Source organism: uncultured Psychrobacter sp. (assembly GCF_947500265.1).
Classification (GTDB): domain Bacteria; phylum Pseudomonadota; class Gammaproteobacteria; order Pseudomonadales; family Moraxellaceae; genus Psychrobacter.
On sequence record NZ_CANMRN010000008.1, the window covers coordinates 66,180 to 83,535 of the forward strand.

A 17,356-nucleotide genomic window follows, 5' to 3' on the forward strand; every position below is an offset into this window, starting at 1 on the left:
CGTATACTCATGACGTATAATGATATAAAAACGTTTAGTATTAGTTGAACTCATAATGAAACTCCCCCCATTACGTGCCATACAATGCTTTGAATCTGTAGCAAGGCTTAATAGTTTTTCTAAGGCAGCAGAAAGCCTCAATGTAACGCAAAGTGCCGTGAGTCATCAGGTTCGAACGCTTGAAGAATATCTTGGTGAAGCGTTGTTTTATAGGCAGGGCCGAACCCTTTCTTTAACAGATATAGGCGAGCGTTATTTCACAGAAGTAAATCAATCGCTGACGGCTCTGTCCAATACCAGTCAGGCCATTCGCCATGATAAGCCTGGCCATATTCGCCTAGCGCTGTATAGTTCAGTGGCTGTCAATTGGTTGATTCCTCGGTTAGAAAACTTCCGCGAACAGCACCCAGAGATTGAGCTGACCTTAAATATGGTGACAGACCAAGACGACTATAATGAGCAGTGTTCGGATTGCTTTATTACCGTCAATCCACCGAAACGCAATGTAGTCAGCAAGCTTTTATTCGCTGAGAAGCTATTTCCTGTCTGTGGCCAAAAACTTTGGGCGGAAATAAAGGATCAGCCATTGCCTGAGGCGTTATGGCAACACCCTATACTGTCCGTAAAATATTCTGACAAAAGTGAAGGTACGGCTAATGATTGGCTAAAATGGTGTAAAGCAGGCGGGTTTGAGCTGCCAAGCGAGGTAAAGATTAATCAATTTAGCCATGTACTGCTTGCCGCACAGGCTGCACGTTATAACTTAGGTATTACGCTTACCGACAACTATATGATGCTAGAACAAACACATCAGCAAAATCTTGTCAAAATCCCAATGCATGAATTACTCACTGGCGACAGTTTCTATTTCTTTTATAATGACTTAAAGTCAAATCAACCAGACATCATTAAATTGAGTCGTTGGTTAGAGTCACAATGTCTTTAAAAGTGTTTTAAATAGCATTTTAAATAAGTGTTTCTAACGACCATCATTAACGAGTATTACCTATAATTGCGACCAATAAGCACTGTGAAAGTATCAACCCCCTACGATAAAGAGCAAGACCTATGCAAATAATCCTCAATCAAATGGATATTACCGATTATCAAGTATCAGTAAATGCTGCTGCGATATTAAAATCAATCCATGATCATCAAGTTTGTGATGGCTTTATGATTTTTCCAGAACTTGCTTTGACTGGCTTTCCGACGCTAGACAATATTGAAGCGTTGTATCATCAATCAACAGAGCACTTTCACAGCATATTGGAAGCAAGCAAAAATACAGATTCAACCATCATTATTGGACATATTGACAAGCAGGATCAACTTTTCTATAACGCATGTTCTTTTATAAAAAACGGCAAAATCATTCATAAACACCGAAAGTCAAAGCTTTGGCTTGATGATGTTGGGGTATTTACAAGCGGAGAAGACTTGTCAGTGGTTAGCATTAATGATGTGGTTTGTGGTGCTCAGATTTGTTTTGAGCTAGAGTTTCCAGAAGGCTCAAGAGCACTGGCAAAAAAAGGCGCACAGATCATATTTATGCCAAACGGCAATATGTCTCCCTATGCAAATACCCACTATGTATTGACTCAAGCGCGTGCCATTGAAAACCAATGTTTTGTGATTACTTGCAACGGTGTGGGCGTCGGTCATGGCGGTCAGTTTGTAGGAGAGAGTCTGGTGGTCTCTCCTACGGGACGAATCATCAAAAAACTTGGTTCGTCGCCAGATATAGTAACAGTAGATATAGATTTAGAGGAACTAGAGCAGTCTAAGCAAAACTATCAATATATAGACTTGTCTTAATGTCACCATAGAGCTTAGTCATTAAACTGAGTGGCAAGGTTGTTTTCTAGAGAAACCACAGTGAAGAAAAATCACCGTTACGTATCGCGGCTGATGTCTGGTGGCTTGAGAGCCGATGGATTATCGTTGAGCTAGTACAGCGCAATCTATATATCCTATGACTTACTATTCTCAGTCTCTCAAAGCATCTTCAACAAAGCTCAACCGGTCTTGACCAAAGTACATTTCATCATTTACGAAGAAACTTGGTGCCCCAAATATGCCTCGTGCTACTGCTTCTTCGGTACTAGATTTTAAACGCGCCTTGACCTCAGGCTCACTAATACGCGCCATAAAATCAGTCGCCTCAATACCTACTTTCGACAGAACTTCAGCCACGACTTCTGGTGATTCCATATTTAACTTTTCAGCCCATAGCCCATTAAAGACAGCGGATAAATAACTCTCAAATTTAGGTGTCCCCAAATAAGCGGTAACACCGCGCATAAGCTGCATCGTATTGACTGGGAAAAATGGATTGAAGCGAAAAGGCACGTCATAGATGGCTGAAAAACGCTTAAGGTCTTTGAGCATATAAGCGCCTTTAGCAGGTACGGCAGCTGGTGAGGTGTTACCAACGGCTTGGAACACTGCGCCAAGTAACATAGGTCGCCAAACGACCTCGGCATTGTGACGCTGCGCGATACTCGCTAACTGTGTCCATGCCAAATAACTGGCTGGGCTGCCCACATCAAAGAAAAACTCTACTTGTTTATTCATCTTTGCATTCCTTGCAATATATTAAAAATCCATTAAAATTTGACGGTTACTAATTAGATAAGATCAAAAAGTTTCCATCCATGGGCGTAAATCCAGCTCATGCGTCCAGCTATCTCTTGGCTGACAGTGCAACTGCCAATACTGCTCAGCGATATGTTCTGGATTTAAAATACCGTCTTGGTCTTTTAGCTCATAGCGCTCAGGAAAGTTGTCACGAATAAAATCAGTATCAATAGCACCGTCAATGATAGGATGTGCGACATGGATGCCCTTTGGCCCCAACTCTCGCGCCATGCTTTGTGCCAATGCCCGCAGAGCAAACTTAGCGCTAGCAAAAGCCGAAAAACCTTTACTACCGCGTAAAGACGCTGTTGCACCCGTAAAAATAATTGTCCCCCTCTCACGTGGAATCATGACTTTTGTCGCTTCTCTACCTGTCAAAAATCCAGCCAAGGCACCCATCTCCCACACTTTTCGATAGACCCTCTCTGTCGTATCTAAGATGGAGAAATGAACGTTTGCCCCGATGTTAAACACCACCACTTCAATCGGGCCAATGTCTTTTTCAATATGAGCAAACAGCTCAACCATCTCTTGCTCGACACGCGCATCACAACCAAATGGCTTGACTACTCCTCCAGCCGCTTCGATATCACTGACTAATGTCTCTAGCTTCTCAACAGTCCTTCTGGTTACGCACAAAGTAAAACCTTCTCGCGCAAAACGTCTGGCAACAGCGCTGCCAGTGGCATCGCCTGCGCCGATTACAACTGCTACGGGTGCTCTGTTCATATCTATTTCCTTATAGGTTCCTTTTTAGAACTAACAAAAACATAGCTTTATTTTTGGACCCTGTCAAGCTAACCTATATCTTAAAGATAAAGGAGATAACCTATGCGCTGGGATGAACTGGACCAACAGTCTTGCTCGGTGGCTCGCACTTTAGCAGTCATTGGTGATCGTTGGACGCTCATGATTTTACGCGATTGTTTTTTGGGAGTCAGACGATTCGACGTATTTGAGCAACGCTTGGGCATTACACGCCATGTCCTATCTAACCGTCTTCGTAAATTGGTTGAATACGATATTTTAAAAAAAGTCGCCTATCAGCAGCGGCCGCTACGTGAGGAATATAGACTGACAGAGTGTGGATTAGATTTGCACTCTGTCGTACTGGCATTGGTCAGTTGGGGTGATAAACACATGGCTGATGAACGCGGGGCACCGCTGTTGCATAGACACAAGGCATGTGGTCACATTATGCATCCGGTGACAGTATGCTCCGAGTGCGCTGAAGCCGTTACCGCACGTGATATTGAGGTTGAAATAGGTCCCAAATGGATCGGTAATGATGGAGTGAGTATTTAATATAGTAGCGGTTGATGAATAACTGGAGCTAGACATCAGAACACTTTATTTAAAAGACTTGACCTTTTACGGTTGTACCGTACTACAGCCTGAAGTATTCCAAAACCTCGTTAACTGTATCGAACAACGTAAAATAAATCCAATCGTGGCGTGTACCTTTCCATTAAAAGAGATACATACTGCTCAAGCGGTTTTCTTAGAAAAGAAACATGTCGGTAAAATCGTTTTGAAAGTTGCTCAAGAATAATCATCGATCAATAGCAAACAAATAGCGTGTAAATAGCTTTGAATATTTTATTCAAAGCCATTCATATCTAAATCAATAGCTACTATTTTGAAGTATAAAAGTCAATCTTATCAGTCATGACTTTCAACCATTCATTTTATTGTTAGCAGTAGAATATAGATAAAACCTATGAAATGACTGTCATTTCAGTGACGACAAACTCATCGACCATCCCATCTGTTACTTGTATATAGTTTTGGAAATGCGGGCTTTGTACATGTTGCTGAAGACACTCGTTGTTTTCCCAAATCTCATAAACAACGAAACCGTTACTATTTGCATTTTCTTGATGTAAGTCATATTGGATACAACCTTGATCATCTTGTGATGCTGCTGTCAGTTTAAGCAGCTCAGTTTTAACTTGTTCAACGTGCTCAGGTTTGGCTTTGATAGTGGCGACGATGGTAAGTGGTTTGTTTGCTTGCGTGCTCATCTATTTATCCTATATTTGTTATTATCATTGATTTAAATAGGTCCAACGTGTCTGCTAAAAGCGTCACATTGGACCTATTAATCTAAATGGCGTTATGCGTTATGCAGACCAACCTTCTAATACAATCTTGCCATGCGCTTGCTGTTTTTCTAGCATTTGGTGCGCACTACGTAGATGTTCAGCGGTGATAGCCCCAAGGTTGTGAGCGACCGTGGTTTTGATCTCGCCTGCATCAATCAATTTTGCCACCGCATTTAATAAATGATGCTGTTCAATCATGTCTGGCGTATTGAACATTGAGCGTGCAAACATAAACTCCCAGTGCAGACTTAAGCTTTTGGTTTTAAGAGGGTTGGCATCTAATGATTTTGGATCATCAATCAGTCCAAGCTTACCCTGCGGCTTTAAGCATTTAATGATTTCTTCATAATGATCTTCAGTATTATTGAGACTCACAACATAATCTACTTCAGCAATACCTGTTTTTTGTAGTTCATCAGACAATGGGTTGCGGTGATTGATGACATGATCAGCACCCAAATCTTTGAGCCACTGCACGCTCTCATCTCTCGAAGCTGTACCAATAATCGTGGCAGATGTTCTTGTTTTTAATAACTGAGTTAAGATAGATCCAACGCCGCCCGCTGCGCCAATGACCAATACTGAGACGTTATTAGCATTCTCGCTACTACCGCTGTCATTCGCTGCGCTATCAGAGACAGGCACTTGTAAACGATCAAATAACATCTCCCAAGCCGTAATCGTTGTGAGTGGTAATGCCGCTGCCTCAGCGAAAGACAAAGAGGCTGGCATGTGTCCAACGATACGCTCATCGACCAACTGATATTCAGCATTGCTGCCTGAACGGGTCAAATCTCCAGCATAATAGACGTTGTCGCCTACTGAGAATAAACTGACATCTTCACCGACAGCCGTCACAGTACCAGCAGCATCCCAACCAATAACAGCATACTCACCCTCTGCAGCAGGACGCCCTTCACGGATTTTGTAATCTACTGGATTGACTGATATGGCTTTCACTTCTACGAGAATATCGCGGCCTGAAGCAACTGGCTTATCAAGGGTAATGTCTTGTAGCGACTGTTCATTATCGATAGGTAGGTTGTTTTGATAACCAATGGCTTTGATAGTTTGCATAATATTGTGTCCTGTTTTTAATGAGAAAGTTTTTAATAATAAAATTTGAAAATATAGTTATTTGAAAATATAGTTAGTAATGGTTCAATTGTTTGAAATTTATTGATGCTGCTAAATGCAAGTTTTATGCATCTTATGCAAAAATTGACTGCAATACTGTTTGAGTCTGCTGCTCAAGCTCTGTAATGGCTGCTTGGTTTAGAGCATCAGCATGTGGTCGTCCAAACGCCCCTCTTGCATCGCCATGTGCGCCATCTGTTATATCGTTATCAAAGTATTTACCAGTATCATCAGCGAACTCATCCGAGATGGCCAACTCCGTTAAGATATTTGCGCCCTTGTCTGCTGATGACCAATGCTGACCATACGCTTCGTTGGCCATTTTTGTGTTCAGCAGCGAGCCTGGATTGACGGCAATGACATTAATATCGTTGCTAGCGACGGTGTCAGCTAATGCCATACTCCACATCGTGAATGCTAGCTTACTTTGGGCATAAGCATCCTTATCATCGAGGCGGGTCTGGCCTGCAAGTGCTTGATAAGATATGGACGCTTGCGCAGCTGAGCTTAAGTTCACAATACGCGCTTTATCAGACTGCTTGAGCAAAGGTAATAAAGCATTTGTCAGCTCATAAGGCGCTAGGTAATTGACTACGAAACGTACATCCAAACCGTCTTTAGTCAATGCTGATGCCGTGGTATAAATCCCTGCGTTATTTATGAGCACATCAAGCTTTGGCAGTTTTTCATTGACGTCTGCTGCCATCTTTAGCACATCCGTTAAATCAGAAAAATCAGCCACAAACCCATCAATATTATCTACTGCTGCGCCTGTCGCGACTGCTTGAACTTCTGCAATGACGCTGGCAAGTTTGTCAGCATCGCGGCCATGCAAGTACACTTGGTGCCCAGCTTCTGCCAGTTTTAGCGCTGCCAATTTGCCAATGCCATCTGTGCTGCCAGTGATTAAAATCGTTTTAGTTTTAGTTGTATTCAGAGTCATAAACCGCCCTTATTATTTGTTTGAATTATTGTTTCAGTTTTGGATACCTGTTCTATTTTATCCGTCGTGATAGCGTCCATTGTAATGAAAGTGTTGTGCTTCAAACAGTAGCCATCACCTAAAACACTTTCAATATAATTTTGAAAGTAGGTTGTTTTTAAGGGGTTATTTAGATCGATATCTAAGCGGTTGGTTGTTAGACTGAAGATAATGTAACTATCGACAAAGCCACTCTATTGCATTGTAGAGCTCACAAGTGATAGTAATGGAGTCGAGACATTAAGCAATGCTATCTAGATGGTATTGCACTGAAAACCGTCTAGATAGTCGCGTTGATATAAAAGAAGGGCGGCTCGTTGAAGCGGATCGTTGAAGCTGCTCATTAAAGTCGGTTTAGGAAGTTAAGTTAAACAGTCAGTGCCATACAAAAACATTTAATCGACTATGTGCAGTATATTGGCTTGAGTAAAGAAATGGCTCATCAGAAAATTCGTTAATTAAATCAATCTTTTACCCCTACAAGTTCAGGAAGCTGTTGTAATAACCATTTCCGGAATTTGGTCACACTCATTGATGTGTTATGTCGGCCTAAAGGCTCTAACATATAAAAGTTTTCTGCAGTACGTAGAACGGTATCCACTGGGCGCACTAGCGCACCGCTTTTCAGATAGTCATCTACAAGTGAGCCCCACGCCAAAGCAATACCTTGACCATTGATTGCAGCCTGAAGCAACATCGTGTAATTATTGATATGGACTTTGTTTTTAGGCGTGATAGTAGGATAACCTACTTCACTAAACCACTCAGGCCAAGTCATCCAGTCTATTCGTGCTTCATCGAGGTTTAATAAGGTGCCACCAAAGACCTTTTCTATTGATCTATCATTATTAAACTGTACCAAATAATCTGGACTACAGACAGGGAACACTTCTTCTGGAAATAGAGGGGTTACCTCCATTCCTGCCGGTGGTACTCGGCAATAAAACAAAGCCAAATCGCAGTCCATACTATGCAAGTCTACAACATTATCAGTTGCTAGTATTCTTAAATCGATGCCTTCTTCTTGCTGAAATCGTGCAACCTTAGGCAATAGCCAAAGCGCTGCCATAGCATGTGTAGTGGCTACTGTGACTTGATTTTCACCACGCCATTTTTTGATTTCTCCGGTCGCTTGGGCAATATTAATAAGCGCACCATAAATGCTTTGATAATACTGCAATCCAGTAGGCGATAAAGCAATCTTACGGTTGGCTCGAATAAACAATTCTTTGCCAAGATACTCTTCTAATTGGCGTATCTGACGACTGACGGCTCCTTGCGTGACGTTTAGCTCATCAGCAGCTAAGGTAAAGCTCTGGTAGCGAGCTGCTACTTCAAACATAATAAGGCTGTTCATCGGTGGTAATGGCTTGATTTTCATCGACACTCCTAGCTTGTCATCTTGGTAATAACTAATCTATTCCTTAGATTAGAACGTAAATAGAATTAGATCGTAAATGGAGACACCTGAAAGCTTGAGTATATCACTAGAAGTCGTAAAAACTGATCGTGGTGTTCAACACTTCAAAAGTAAGGACACTAAGATACATGTGTGTTAATCATTATCACTTAAATGCGTTGTTATTGACTCTAATATCAATATTTATAAGAACAGTTATAAAAGCACAAAGCCCTTTAAATCCTAAGACTTAAAGAGCTTTGTTCTTTTATATCGCATTTATGTCAATCCATGGATTTCTTTCCAGTTACCAGGGTGCACAACATAGCCAAACAAGGCATGACCACCGTATATAAGCTCTGTTCCTTCAGGAATCCAAAGCATCTGTCCTGGACGCACTTCGTACTTTTGACCATTAGCCGTTAACTCAAAACAGCCTTCGATCACAAAGACAACCTCATCGTAGAGTACTTGCCATGAGACCTCCGCACCTTCCCAACGAGCAAAGCCTATCCCCATATTTGGAGAAACATCAGGCGTTAACGCCCTAGCCACATAAGCCATGCCTGGAGAGTCGCCACGTACACTAAATTCGAGGTTCTTACTATCTATTAATCTTACTTCACTCATTATTATTTCCTAGCGATTGCTATAGTTCACTGCGACTTTGCCATTTTGCAAGATTGATGCGAAATTTGACCCCCAGTCCTAAAAACGGTTCTGGTGGGTTTAAGCTTGGCATATCAGTCACATATTGAATATCACGCAAATCTTGGGAGTCTGCTCCTACCACCAGATCTGCGAGTAGCGTTCCAGAAATGGTTCCCCACGCCGCACCAACACCGTTGTCACACGCGCTGGCGTACACGCCATTTTCTAACTCACCAAAGAAGTTCGTAAAATTACGCGAGATGGCGTAAACACCTCCCCATGTATGGGTTAAAGGCACACCTGCTAGCTCAGGATAACGGGCTAAAAATGCTTTTCGATGATCTGTTTGAACCCATTGGCGTGTTTCATCACTGATGCTTTTGCCGTATTTTGGTACATGTTTGTAGGTATTACGAATAAGGATGCGGCGATCCGCAGTCATGCGTAATGTCGTGCCAGCATGGTCAGCTGGTGTTAATCCCCAGTTCAAGTCACCTTTGTATATCTTCATCTCTTCATCAGTTAACGGACGAGTCCAACTGGCAAAAGTCATCACGGGTAATAAACGATTTTTGAGATAGCCAAACTCTCGTGTAAAGATACTGGTGCCCAGTAATAACTTAGGTGTAATCACTGTTCCTTTATTACTGGTCAGTACCCAATTACCATTTAATTTCTGTATGTCTGTAATTGGTGATTCTTCAAACAGTTCTACATTCTCAGGTAGATTGTTACCCATTCCTTGTACTAAAGCAGCAGGCTGCATGAGGTAAGAGCCGGGCGTAAAAATAGCACGGCTATAATAATTGGTTCCAAGAACGCTACTGAGCTCTGCTTTTTCTACCCAGTGATAAGGCTCCCCTAGATTTTTCATCAAATGCTCAAAATGTTTTAGGTGCTCCTCACCACGTTCGCCAACTGCGCCTTGGTACTTACCTACCGCCGACCACTGACAATCGATGTTGTGCTGTTCGACCAACCCTTGCAACTGCGATATGGCAGTTCTATTTAGGTGTAATAGCTTTTTCTTAAGCTCAGGATCTGGATGCTCTAATGAAAACTTATGTGGTAAATCTATCACAAAGCCTGAGTTACGCCCTGAGGCCCCTTCTGCCACACGCTGCGCATCTACCAATATAATACGCGCCTCTGGCTTTAGCTCAGCCAATCGTCTTGCGGCTGCCAGACCAGCAAAGCCTGCACCAATGATCGCATAATCGGCTTTTTGTGTTCCAAGCAGTTTTTTGGCAGGTTCTGGCGCAGGCAATACGGAATACCAACCACAGCTTTTGTCATCATTCGGTAAATTAACCATTATTATTTCCTCAAGCTGCCGTTTTATTGAGCGTGATTTTTTCAAGCCATTGATTGCGCTGGCTTTGCAGTGTCGCACCAAGTAGTGCAAAGCCTTTTAGATTGCCTGCCTTATCATAAAAACCTGCAGCCAACTCTTGCCCATACTGCTCAACCTTCCAATCCCCAGCGCCGACCCCTGGCAATATACTCAGCGGTAAAACAGGCGTCTTTACGATAATGGGTGTCGCCTTCAATGATGCTGGTGTCGGCTTCCCTAATAGACTATTGACCAAAGCAGGTAGCGCCTGATTAATAGGGTTAATATAAGGTGCCCATTCACCATCCACCTCAGCGCAATCCCCCAATGCATATATCGCAGGGTCACTACTCTGGTGATTTAAATCAGTCTGGATACCTCGGCCTGTTATCAAACCTGCTGCTTGAGCCAATGCAATATTTGGTCTCAAGCCAACGGCACTGAGTACCAAGTCTGTCTCTATACATTGCCCATCTTGTAGCGCTAACTGATAACGATCACCGCGTGATTGAACAGAGCGGATACTATTCTCCAGCTTCCATTCCACACCAATTCCGCTCAATGCTTGTTGCAATGCACTACCCAACTGCTGCGGGATTAGTCGCTCCATAGGCCATTTGCCCAACCCTACCACTGTGACAGCAATACCATGTGCTGCTAGATCATTAGCAAACTCACAACCAATCAAGCCATCACCTAAAATAGTGATATGTTTTTTATCGGTTAGATGAGAGCGGAACTGTTTGTAATCTGCTAGATCATTCACACTGAATAGAGCGGACTGCTCACCTTCTACCGGAATGATGATTGGCGTTGCACCAGTCGCTAACACTAAGCGGCCGTAGGTATATTCACCTATTGTGGTGTAGAGTCTTTTTTGTGAACGATCAATTTTGTTGATACGAGTGTGTGCATATACACGAATATCTAATCGTCGCTCCCAGCTCAGCGCAGACTCTCTCACTAGATCATCACAGCTTTTGCCTAGGGCAAGCGCATTAGATAGTGCAGGTTTACTATAGACCGATCCATCATCGGCGGTGAATAAGGTAATAGACAAATCTGGAGACTGGCTACGCAATGCTGACGCCAACTGATAACCTGCATGACCACTTCCGATAATAACGATTGGTTCAATAGTATTATCAACGATAGCGTTGCCAATACTTTCCTCTTCTTCATCGGTAATATCGAGCATCTCAAAATCAGCTTTTGTCACTTGACAGTCAGGGCACAACCAATCTTCTGGAATATCTTCCCATCTTGTGCCAGGTGCGATTCCATCAGCAGGCCAGCCTTTCGCCTCGTCATAAACCCAACCACAGACAATACATAACCATTTTTTCATTGTGCCTACTCCCCTTGACTCTGTGACTACTTGTTGTGTCTCAAACGAATACCAATATTGCGCGTCTGAACATAACTATAGATGGCTTCCTGCCCTTTTTCTCGACCAAAACCTGACAATCCTACGCCGCCAAAAGGCGTCTCAACCCCGCCTGCAAACCACTCATTAATGAATATCTGCCCAGCAACCAGTTTGTTTGCCACCCGTAACGTCTGACTTAACCCTTCGCCAAACACCCCAGCCACCAAACCAAACTCTGTACCATTGGCCATCTCAATCGCTTGCTCTTCTTCATCAAATGGCATTATCACTAAGACAGGTCCAAAGACTTCTTGCTGCGTGATACTCATCTCATGGCTGGCTTCGATGATCGTTGGCGATACAAAATAACCATCTAAGTCAGGTGCACTGCCACCTGTCAAAATACATGCGCCGTCTTCACGAGCAGACTCAATCATTTTTAGAATCTGCTGCTGTTGACTCTTAGATACTACAGGCGTTAAATCAGAGTTATCTTCACCTACTCCGATACTTAAGCTCTGTGCCAAATCAACGACTGCATTTTTTACTTCGTCATAACGGCTGCGATGTACCAGTAAGCGTGACATCGCTGAGCATACTTGCCCAGAGTTGTAGAAAATACCGACCTTGACACTGCTCAATAACGTGTCTAGATCCACATCTGCTAGTGCGATGGCAGCAGACTTTCCTCCCAGTTCCATCACTGAAGGCGTTGCGCGTTCAGCAGCATCTCTTAAGATGCGTTGCCCAGTTGGTACTGAACCTGTAAATACAATTTGATTGGTTTCTGAATGCTTGACTAAGTGCGAGCCAACCTCTGAGCCTTTGCCGCAAAGTAAGTTCACCGCGCCTTGTGGAAAACCAGCTTTTTCGATCGCTTTAAATAACAATGTCATAGCGATGGGCGAAATCTCAGGAGATTTTACAACCACCGCATTGCCAGCGGCTAAAGCTGGCGCCAAAGAACGCGCGCAAATTGATACAGGGAAATTCCAAGGGACAATCTGTACTGATATCCCCATTGGCTCGTATTGAGTAAAATTGATGTAGTCTTTGCCCAATGGCACAGATATCCCTTCAATTTTGTCTGCGATGCCAGCGTAATACTCAAAGTAACGGGCCGCTTCGATGAACTCATCACGAGCCGTATCCAAGTTTTTACCATTTTCTGAGCACAGCACTAAAGCGGCCTCTTCCGTAATTTTACGAATTTCCTCAGCTGCCTTGAGCATCCAAGTAAGACGCTGCGCTGGGCGTATATCGGTGAGCAATCCTTGGCTCACACAATGCCTTGCTCCGGCCATTGCTAGATCAGCATCCTCGATACTTGCTTGAGCAACAGTGGCATAGGGTGCACCAGTAGCAGGGTTTATCACAGTCAGTTGACTGTGTGAATCTTTCCATTCGCCATTGATATAATTGAGGTAATGTTGCATCTTATGCCTCCTTTTCTAGTGCAGCTTTCGCTTGTGTGGCTAGCCATTTTTGGAAGAAATGTGTTGGTAAGTCCATCTCGGGTGAAAACACACCGCCACCAAACCCTGGAGAATGACGACCTTTTTGTAGACCTTCGACCGCCGTAATGTCTTCACTAAAAACCACACGCCAAGACTCTAGCGTCGCTGTACGACAAGCTGCATAAATGTCTTTGGCAGATTCATCACTGACAAAGTACAAGCGGAGTTTTTCAGTTGTTTTTTCGGCACTGATGGGATCAATCATCATTGCAAATACATGGTCTGCCTGAATACCTAATAGCACGTTTGGAAACAGAGCCACATATTCAGCGTGACGCAACTTGTCCTCTGGCCAGCTTGGGAACTTAGGTAAATGAGTGCCTTGAGTATCAGACAAGTTGTATTTATAGCTACCTTGTCCTGCGAAGCGGTCTTCAAACATAATGTTGTAATGGTCTTCTAGCTTTGAGTACGTGTTCAATGCTGGATGTACCCAAGGTAAATGATAGGCTTCGCAGTAGTTTTCGACCGTCAACTTCCAGTTACTATCTACCTCAATCTCTAAACCTTCACTCATATCCACACGGTGGATTTGATCGACACCACTCTCTCCCCAAAACGGCTTCCAACGCTCTAACAAAGGAGCGATATGCGCTTCAAACGGTGCGGCATCCCCTGATATGTTTACGAAGACCATATCCATCCAAACACTAGAACGTAATGCCCGTAGACCATGGTCTTCGCATTTGAAACGCTCATCTTTGTGTTTGCCTATACCGCCTACGTGCGGTGTTCCTTTTAAATTTCCGTCTAAATCGTAGCTCCAAGAATGATACTGACAGCGAATCACACCCTGTACCACGCCTTCTTCATGAACCAATTTCATACCACGGTGACTACAAACATTATGGAACACTTGTACCCTACCTTCACGATTGCGCATCATCAATAATGGCAATCCCATAAATTCGACAGGTTTGATGTAGCCGTTTTTAATAAGATCAGAGGCAAACCCGACACATACCCAAGTTTTACTTAAGATGTTATCGCGCTCAAAATTGAAATATTCTTCGCTGACATAAGCAGTATTAGGCATACCATTTGCTTCAGTGATGGGGTGCAAAACACTGTCTACTTGTTGGATTGAGATGCGATTGTGGTTAGTTTGGTTCATGCTGAATCTCCATGTAATAAAATGACGCATACTTCCTTGCGTTGGCTGTAGCCATTTATGAGCAATGTGTACTGCTTGATGAAGATTCTGCTAGACATTGCGAAGTTTGACAAACGACTTTTTTGCTAGATATTCATGAGTTTTTGTCATGTATTTTATAAAGATCCTTTGTATTAAATACCTACAATTGTTTTCTATTAATAAAACTCATGTATTTATGATAATAAATAGGTTGAAAGGTACTGGCACATAGCACTACTCTGAATGACCCAAACACGCAGCTGACTATGGAAATCTGGCTGTTGTAACGTATTCAAGGAGTGATCATGCTAGCTACATCAGGCATTTTTAAAGGACTAAATCCAACCATAACGGTTGTCTCAAAAGTATTGGTTATTGCTTTCGTATTGTTCTGTGCTCTCCAAGCAGAACAGGCAGGTGTAGCGTTCGAAAGCTTTTCAACCATGCTGTTGCAAAATTTTAAGTGGTTTTATATTTTTCTGATGACAGGTGTTGTCGGCTTCCTGTTTTTTGTGATGTTCAGCCGTCTTGGACATATACGCTTAGGTAAAGACGATGAGGAGCCAGAGTTCAGCTTTATCAGCTGGATATCCATGCTGTTTTCTGGTGGTATGGGCGTGGGTCTGGTTTTTTGGTCTGCGGCCGAACCTATCTATCACTATATGAGTAACCCTTTCGCTGCTAATTTGAGCGATGAGTCTGCAAGTATGGCGATGCAGCTCACCTTCTTTCACTGGGGATTACACCCTTGGGCGATATTCTGTATCACAGCTCTAGCATTGGCTTATTTTAGCTATCGAAAAGGATTGCCTTTTAGTTTACGCTCCATACTTTATCCAGTCATTGGAGACCGTATTTATGGGCCCATTGGACATGTCATTGACATCTTCACTATCGTCATTACAGCGTTCGGCATTGCTCAATCTCTTGGTATGAGTGCGCTCCAAATCAACACAGGCCTAAGCCAAGTCTTCGGTATTGATAATGGTCTATCTAATCAGCTGCTACTATTGGGCGTGCTGTGTACGATTGCGACTTATTCGGCAGTCACTGGCGTCAATAAAGGGATGAAATATTTATCTAATCTAAACATGTTGTTGGCACTTGCCTTGATTATTATCCTCCTTGTTATCGGTCCAACTCGATATATCCTACATACGCTGCTAGAAACCACTGGAAACTATACTCAAAATATCATAGGCATGAGTTTTTGGAGTGACGCACAAAAAGATTCAGGTTGGCAGAACTGGTGGACGGCTTATTACTGGCCGTGGTGGATGACCTGGGCACCTTTTGTTGGTATGTTTGTCGCCCGTATCTCCAAGGGACGTACTATTCGTGAATTAATTGGGGGCGTACTGCTGGTACCAACTTTGATCACAGCGATTTGGATGTCAGTCGTAGGTGGCTCTGCTTTAAAAGTTGAGCAGGATGCTCGCCACAGCTATGAAACGCAAGCGGCAGCATTGGTTGAATCAGGACTACCTGCTCAAGAAGCTTTTACCGGTGGACCTATCGTTGAAGCTGTCCAGCTAGACACCACTTTTGCTTTATTTACTATGTTTGATAGCGTGGGCGGCGACACGATCGGACAGGTATTAAGCATTCTAGCTTGTATATTACTTGCTACGTTCCTAATCACTTCCGCTGATAGTGGTACTTATGTTTTATGCTTTCTGGATGCAGAAGGCGCGCAGACATCTCCCAAAAAAATGCGGGTTGTTTGGGGGGTATTAATCGCTATTATTGCTGGTGGGTTACTCTATGCTGGCGGGCTAAAAGCCATGCAAACAGCCTCTATCATCGCTGGTTTCCCAATTTCAATTTTCCTTTTCATTATGTGTATTACTCTATACAAGAGCTTAAACAAAGAAGCAGACAGGATAGAGACTTATAGTGCTCTTAATTCAAACGTTAAGACTATAGATCAAGATCTGCCAAAAGCATCATCATAAAATCTGCTTTACCTGATTAAAATAGAAACTCTTAGGAGTTTCTATTTTTTTGTTTGATACCTAAAATGACCGTTATTTAGAATTGCTGTTGCTTGGAATTGCTGTTGCTTCAATTTTCTATTACTTGAAACGACTACTACCTACGATAACTACTAGGGCGTGTCCTCATTTTAAAAATGGTGATAAAAATGAGATAAATTGCCGTCAAACAAGGAAAATGGCGAAGATAATATCGAGATATTAGTCAGCTATTTGACGCCGTTTGGCAAGATTTAGCCATTTTTAACCCATTTAGATAACTATCGATTGAATTGAAGACACGCCCTAGACAGACCTAAGCACACCCCTCTTTTACATAGAAATCAACGTCACCGTCTCTTGTATAAACGAATAGGAATGCCTGAATCAAAGTATGTTAGATTGTTATTCTTAACTCAAATGAGGGCATTCTTCTGAATACGTTAATATTTTATAACTGGTTTGAAAAACTTCCTACAGATATTCAGGAGGACATTCGTTCAGCGATGACTCAACGAACGCTATCTGACGGAGAAGCCTTGTTTCGTATACAAGAACCGTCTAATGAGCTGTACCAAGTAGTATCGGGTAACATAAAATGTAATATATATAGCCATGATGGTACAGAGGTAGTCATCGGTACGCTATTATCAGGAGAGACATTTGGTGAGCAAGGATTGATAGATGAATTACCCAGAGCCACCAATACCTATTCAGTAGGTGATTCTGTTGTCAATGTATTGAGCAAGAGACATTTTTTTCGACTTAACAACAAGTACCCTGAGATAAACGCTCAGCTCCTAATCATGTTCTCTCACCGAATGCGGGTTGCCTTCGAGATTAATACTGACAATCTGACGCTTCCCTTACATCAAAGATTGTCACGATGTATATATAGGATAGTGGTCAATCAAAGCTCAAAAATGGCACAAAGCAATGAGCTAGAAATTACTATTTCACACGCAGACTTGGCAAGGATGGTAGGTGCCTCTCGGCAGAGCGTTAGCAAAGAGCTTAAACAAATGGAGAGAGACAAGCTTATCTGTATTCAATACGGAAAAATCGTTATCAACAGTATGGATGCACTCTCAAAAGCCTATCACGATGCTAATTAGACA

The 17,356-nt window shown here is 42.7% G+C and carries 17 protein-coding genes; 6 read left to right on the top strand and 11 right to left on the bottom strand.

The features are described 5' to 3' along the window. Positions 1-55: 55 nt before the first annotated feature. Together Q0788_RS11475 and Q0788_RS11480 are read left to right on the top strand one after the other, a co-directional pair. Positions 56-946, top strand: coding sequence for a LysR family transcriptional regulator (locus tag Q0788_RS11475; protein ID WP_298810786.1), 891 nt, complete (start codon positions 56-58; stop codon positions 944-946). A gap of 122 nt (positions 947-1,068) precedes the next feature. Then, complete coding sequence (locus Q0788_RS11480) at positions 1,069-1,815, top strand: carbon-nitrogen hydrolase family protein (RefSeq protein ID WP_298810788.1); 747 nt, start codon at positions 1,069-1,071, stop codon at positions 1,813-1,815. A gap of 171 nt (positions 1,816-1,986) precedes the next feature. Here the strand turns inward: Q0788_RS11480 and Q0788_RS11485 are convergent, their stop codons facing one another. Then, positions 1,987-2,574 carry a 2-hydroxychromene-2-carboxylate isomerase gene (locus Q0788_RS11485; protein ID WP_298810790.1) on the bottom strand — a complete coding sequence of 196 codons (588 nt, stop codon included), beginning with the start codon at positions 2,572-2,574 and terminating at the stop codon, positions 1,987-1,989. A 63-nt stretch (positions 2,575-2,637) separates the two neighbouring features. Beyond that, a complete protein-coding gene (locus Q0788_RS11490; RefSeq protein WP_298810792.1) occupies positions 2,638-3,366 on the bottom strand; it encodes an SDR family oxidoreductase in 729 nt (242 codons plus the stop codon). A 102-nt stretch (positions 3,367-3,468) separates the two neighbouring features. Between Q0788_RS11490 and Q0788_RS11495 the strand changes: the two genes are divergently transcribed. Beyond that, positions 3,469-3,942, top strand: coding sequence for a helix-turn-helix domain-containing protein (locus Q0788_RS11495; RefSeq protein WP_201569071.1), 474 nt, complete (start codon positions 3,469-3,471; stop codon positions 3,940-3,942). A 58-nt stretch (positions 3,943-4,000) separates the two neighbouring features. Then, a complete protein-coding gene (locus Q0788_RS11500) occupies positions 4,001-4,189 on the top strand; it encodes a zinc-binding dehydrogenase (RefSeq protein WP_298810795.1) in 189 nt (62 codons plus the stop codon). Positions 4,190-4,355: 166 nt separating this feature from the next. Here Q0788_RS11500 and Q0788_RS11505 read toward each other — a convergent pair whose 3' ends face one another. The 9 genes from Q0788_RS11505 to Q0788_RS11545 form a co-directional block, all read right to left on the bottom strand. Further along, positions 4,356-4,661: a putative quinol monooxygenase gene (locus tag Q0788_RS11505; protein WP_298810796.1), complete on the bottom strand. Its 306-nt coding sequence runs from the start codon at positions 4,659-4,661 to the stop codon at positions 4,356-4,358. 99 nt (positions 4,662-4,760) lie between these two features. Further along, positions 4,761-5,810 (bottom strand): zinc-binding alcohol dehydrogenase family protein, encoded by a 1,050-nt coding sequence (locus tag Q0788_RS11510; protein WP_298810964.1) that lies wholly within the window; start codon positions 5,808-5,810, stop codon positions 4,761-4,763. A gap of 142 nt (positions 5,811-5,952) precedes the next feature. Continuing rightward, positions 5,953-6,822, bottom strand: coding sequence for an SDR family NAD(P)-dependent oxidoreductase (locus Q0788_RS11515; protein WP_298810797.1), 870 nt, complete (start codon positions 6,820-6,822; stop codon positions 5,953-5,955). A 502-nt stretch (positions 6,823-7,324) separates the two neighbouring features. Next, positions 7,325-8,242: a LysR substrate-binding domain-containing protein gene (locus Q0788_RS11520; RefSeq protein WP_298810799.1), complete on the bottom strand. Its 918-nt coding sequence runs from the start codon at positions 8,240-8,242 to the stop codon at positions 7,325-7,327. 297 nt (positions 8,243-8,539) lie between these two features. Next, positions 8,540-8,890: a cupin domain-containing protein gene (locus tag Q0788_RS11525; protein WP_201607756.1), complete on the bottom strand. Its 351-nt coding sequence runs from the start codon at positions 8,888-8,890 to the stop codon at positions 8,540-8,542. A gap of 19 nt (positions 8,891-8,909) precedes the next feature. Continuing rightward, the gene (locus Q0788_RS11530; RefSeq protein ID WP_298810803.1) at positions 8,910-10,226 is read right to left on the bottom strand and encodes an FAD-binding oxidoreductase; all 1,317 of its coding nucleotides are present in this window, start codon (positions 10,224-10,226) and stop codon (positions 8,910-8,912) included. Between the two features lie 10 nt (positions 10,227-10,236). Then, positions 10,237-11,592: an FAD-dependent oxidoreductase gene (locus Q0788_RS11535; RefSeq protein WP_298810806.1), complete on the bottom strand. Its 1,356-nt coding sequence runs from the start codon at positions 11,590-11,592 to the stop codon at positions 10,237-10,239. A 26-nt stretch (positions 11,593-11,618) separates the two neighbouring features. Next, positions 11,619-13,049 carry an aldehyde dehydrogenase family protein gene (locus Q0788_RS11540; RefSeq protein ID WP_298810809.1) on the bottom strand — a complete coding sequence of 477 codons (1,431 nt, stop codon included), beginning with the start codon at positions 13,047-13,049 and terminating at the stop codon, positions 11,619-11,621. A gap of 1 nt (position 13,050) precedes the next feature. Beyond that, positions 13,051-14,244 (bottom strand): aromatic ring-hydroxylating dioxygenase subunit alpha, encoded by a 1,194-nt coding sequence (locus Q0788_RS11545; RefSeq protein ID WP_298810812.1) that lies wholly within the window; start codon positions 14,242-14,244, stop codon positions 13,051-13,053. A gap of 326 nt (positions 14,245-14,570) precedes the next feature. Between Q0788_RS11545 and Q0788_RS11550 the strand changes: the two genes are divergently transcribed. Together Q0788_RS11550 and Q0788_RS11555 are read left to right on the top strand one after the other, a co-directional pair. Continuing rightward, the gene (locus Q0788_RS11550) at positions 14,571-16,220 is read left to right on the top strand and encodes a BCCT family transporter (protein WP_298810815.1); all 1,650 of its coding nucleotides are present in this window, start codon (positions 14,571-14,573) and stop codon (positions 16,218-16,220) included. 524 nt (positions 16,221-16,744) lie between these two features. Beyond that, on the top strand, positions 16,745-17,353 hold the full coding sequence (locus Q0788_RS11555) for a Crp/Fnr family transcriptional regulator (RefSeq protein ID WP_201569081.1): 609 nt from the start codon (positions 16,745-16,747) through the stop codon (positions 17,351-17,353). Positions 17,354-17,356: the final 3 nt, after the last annotated feature.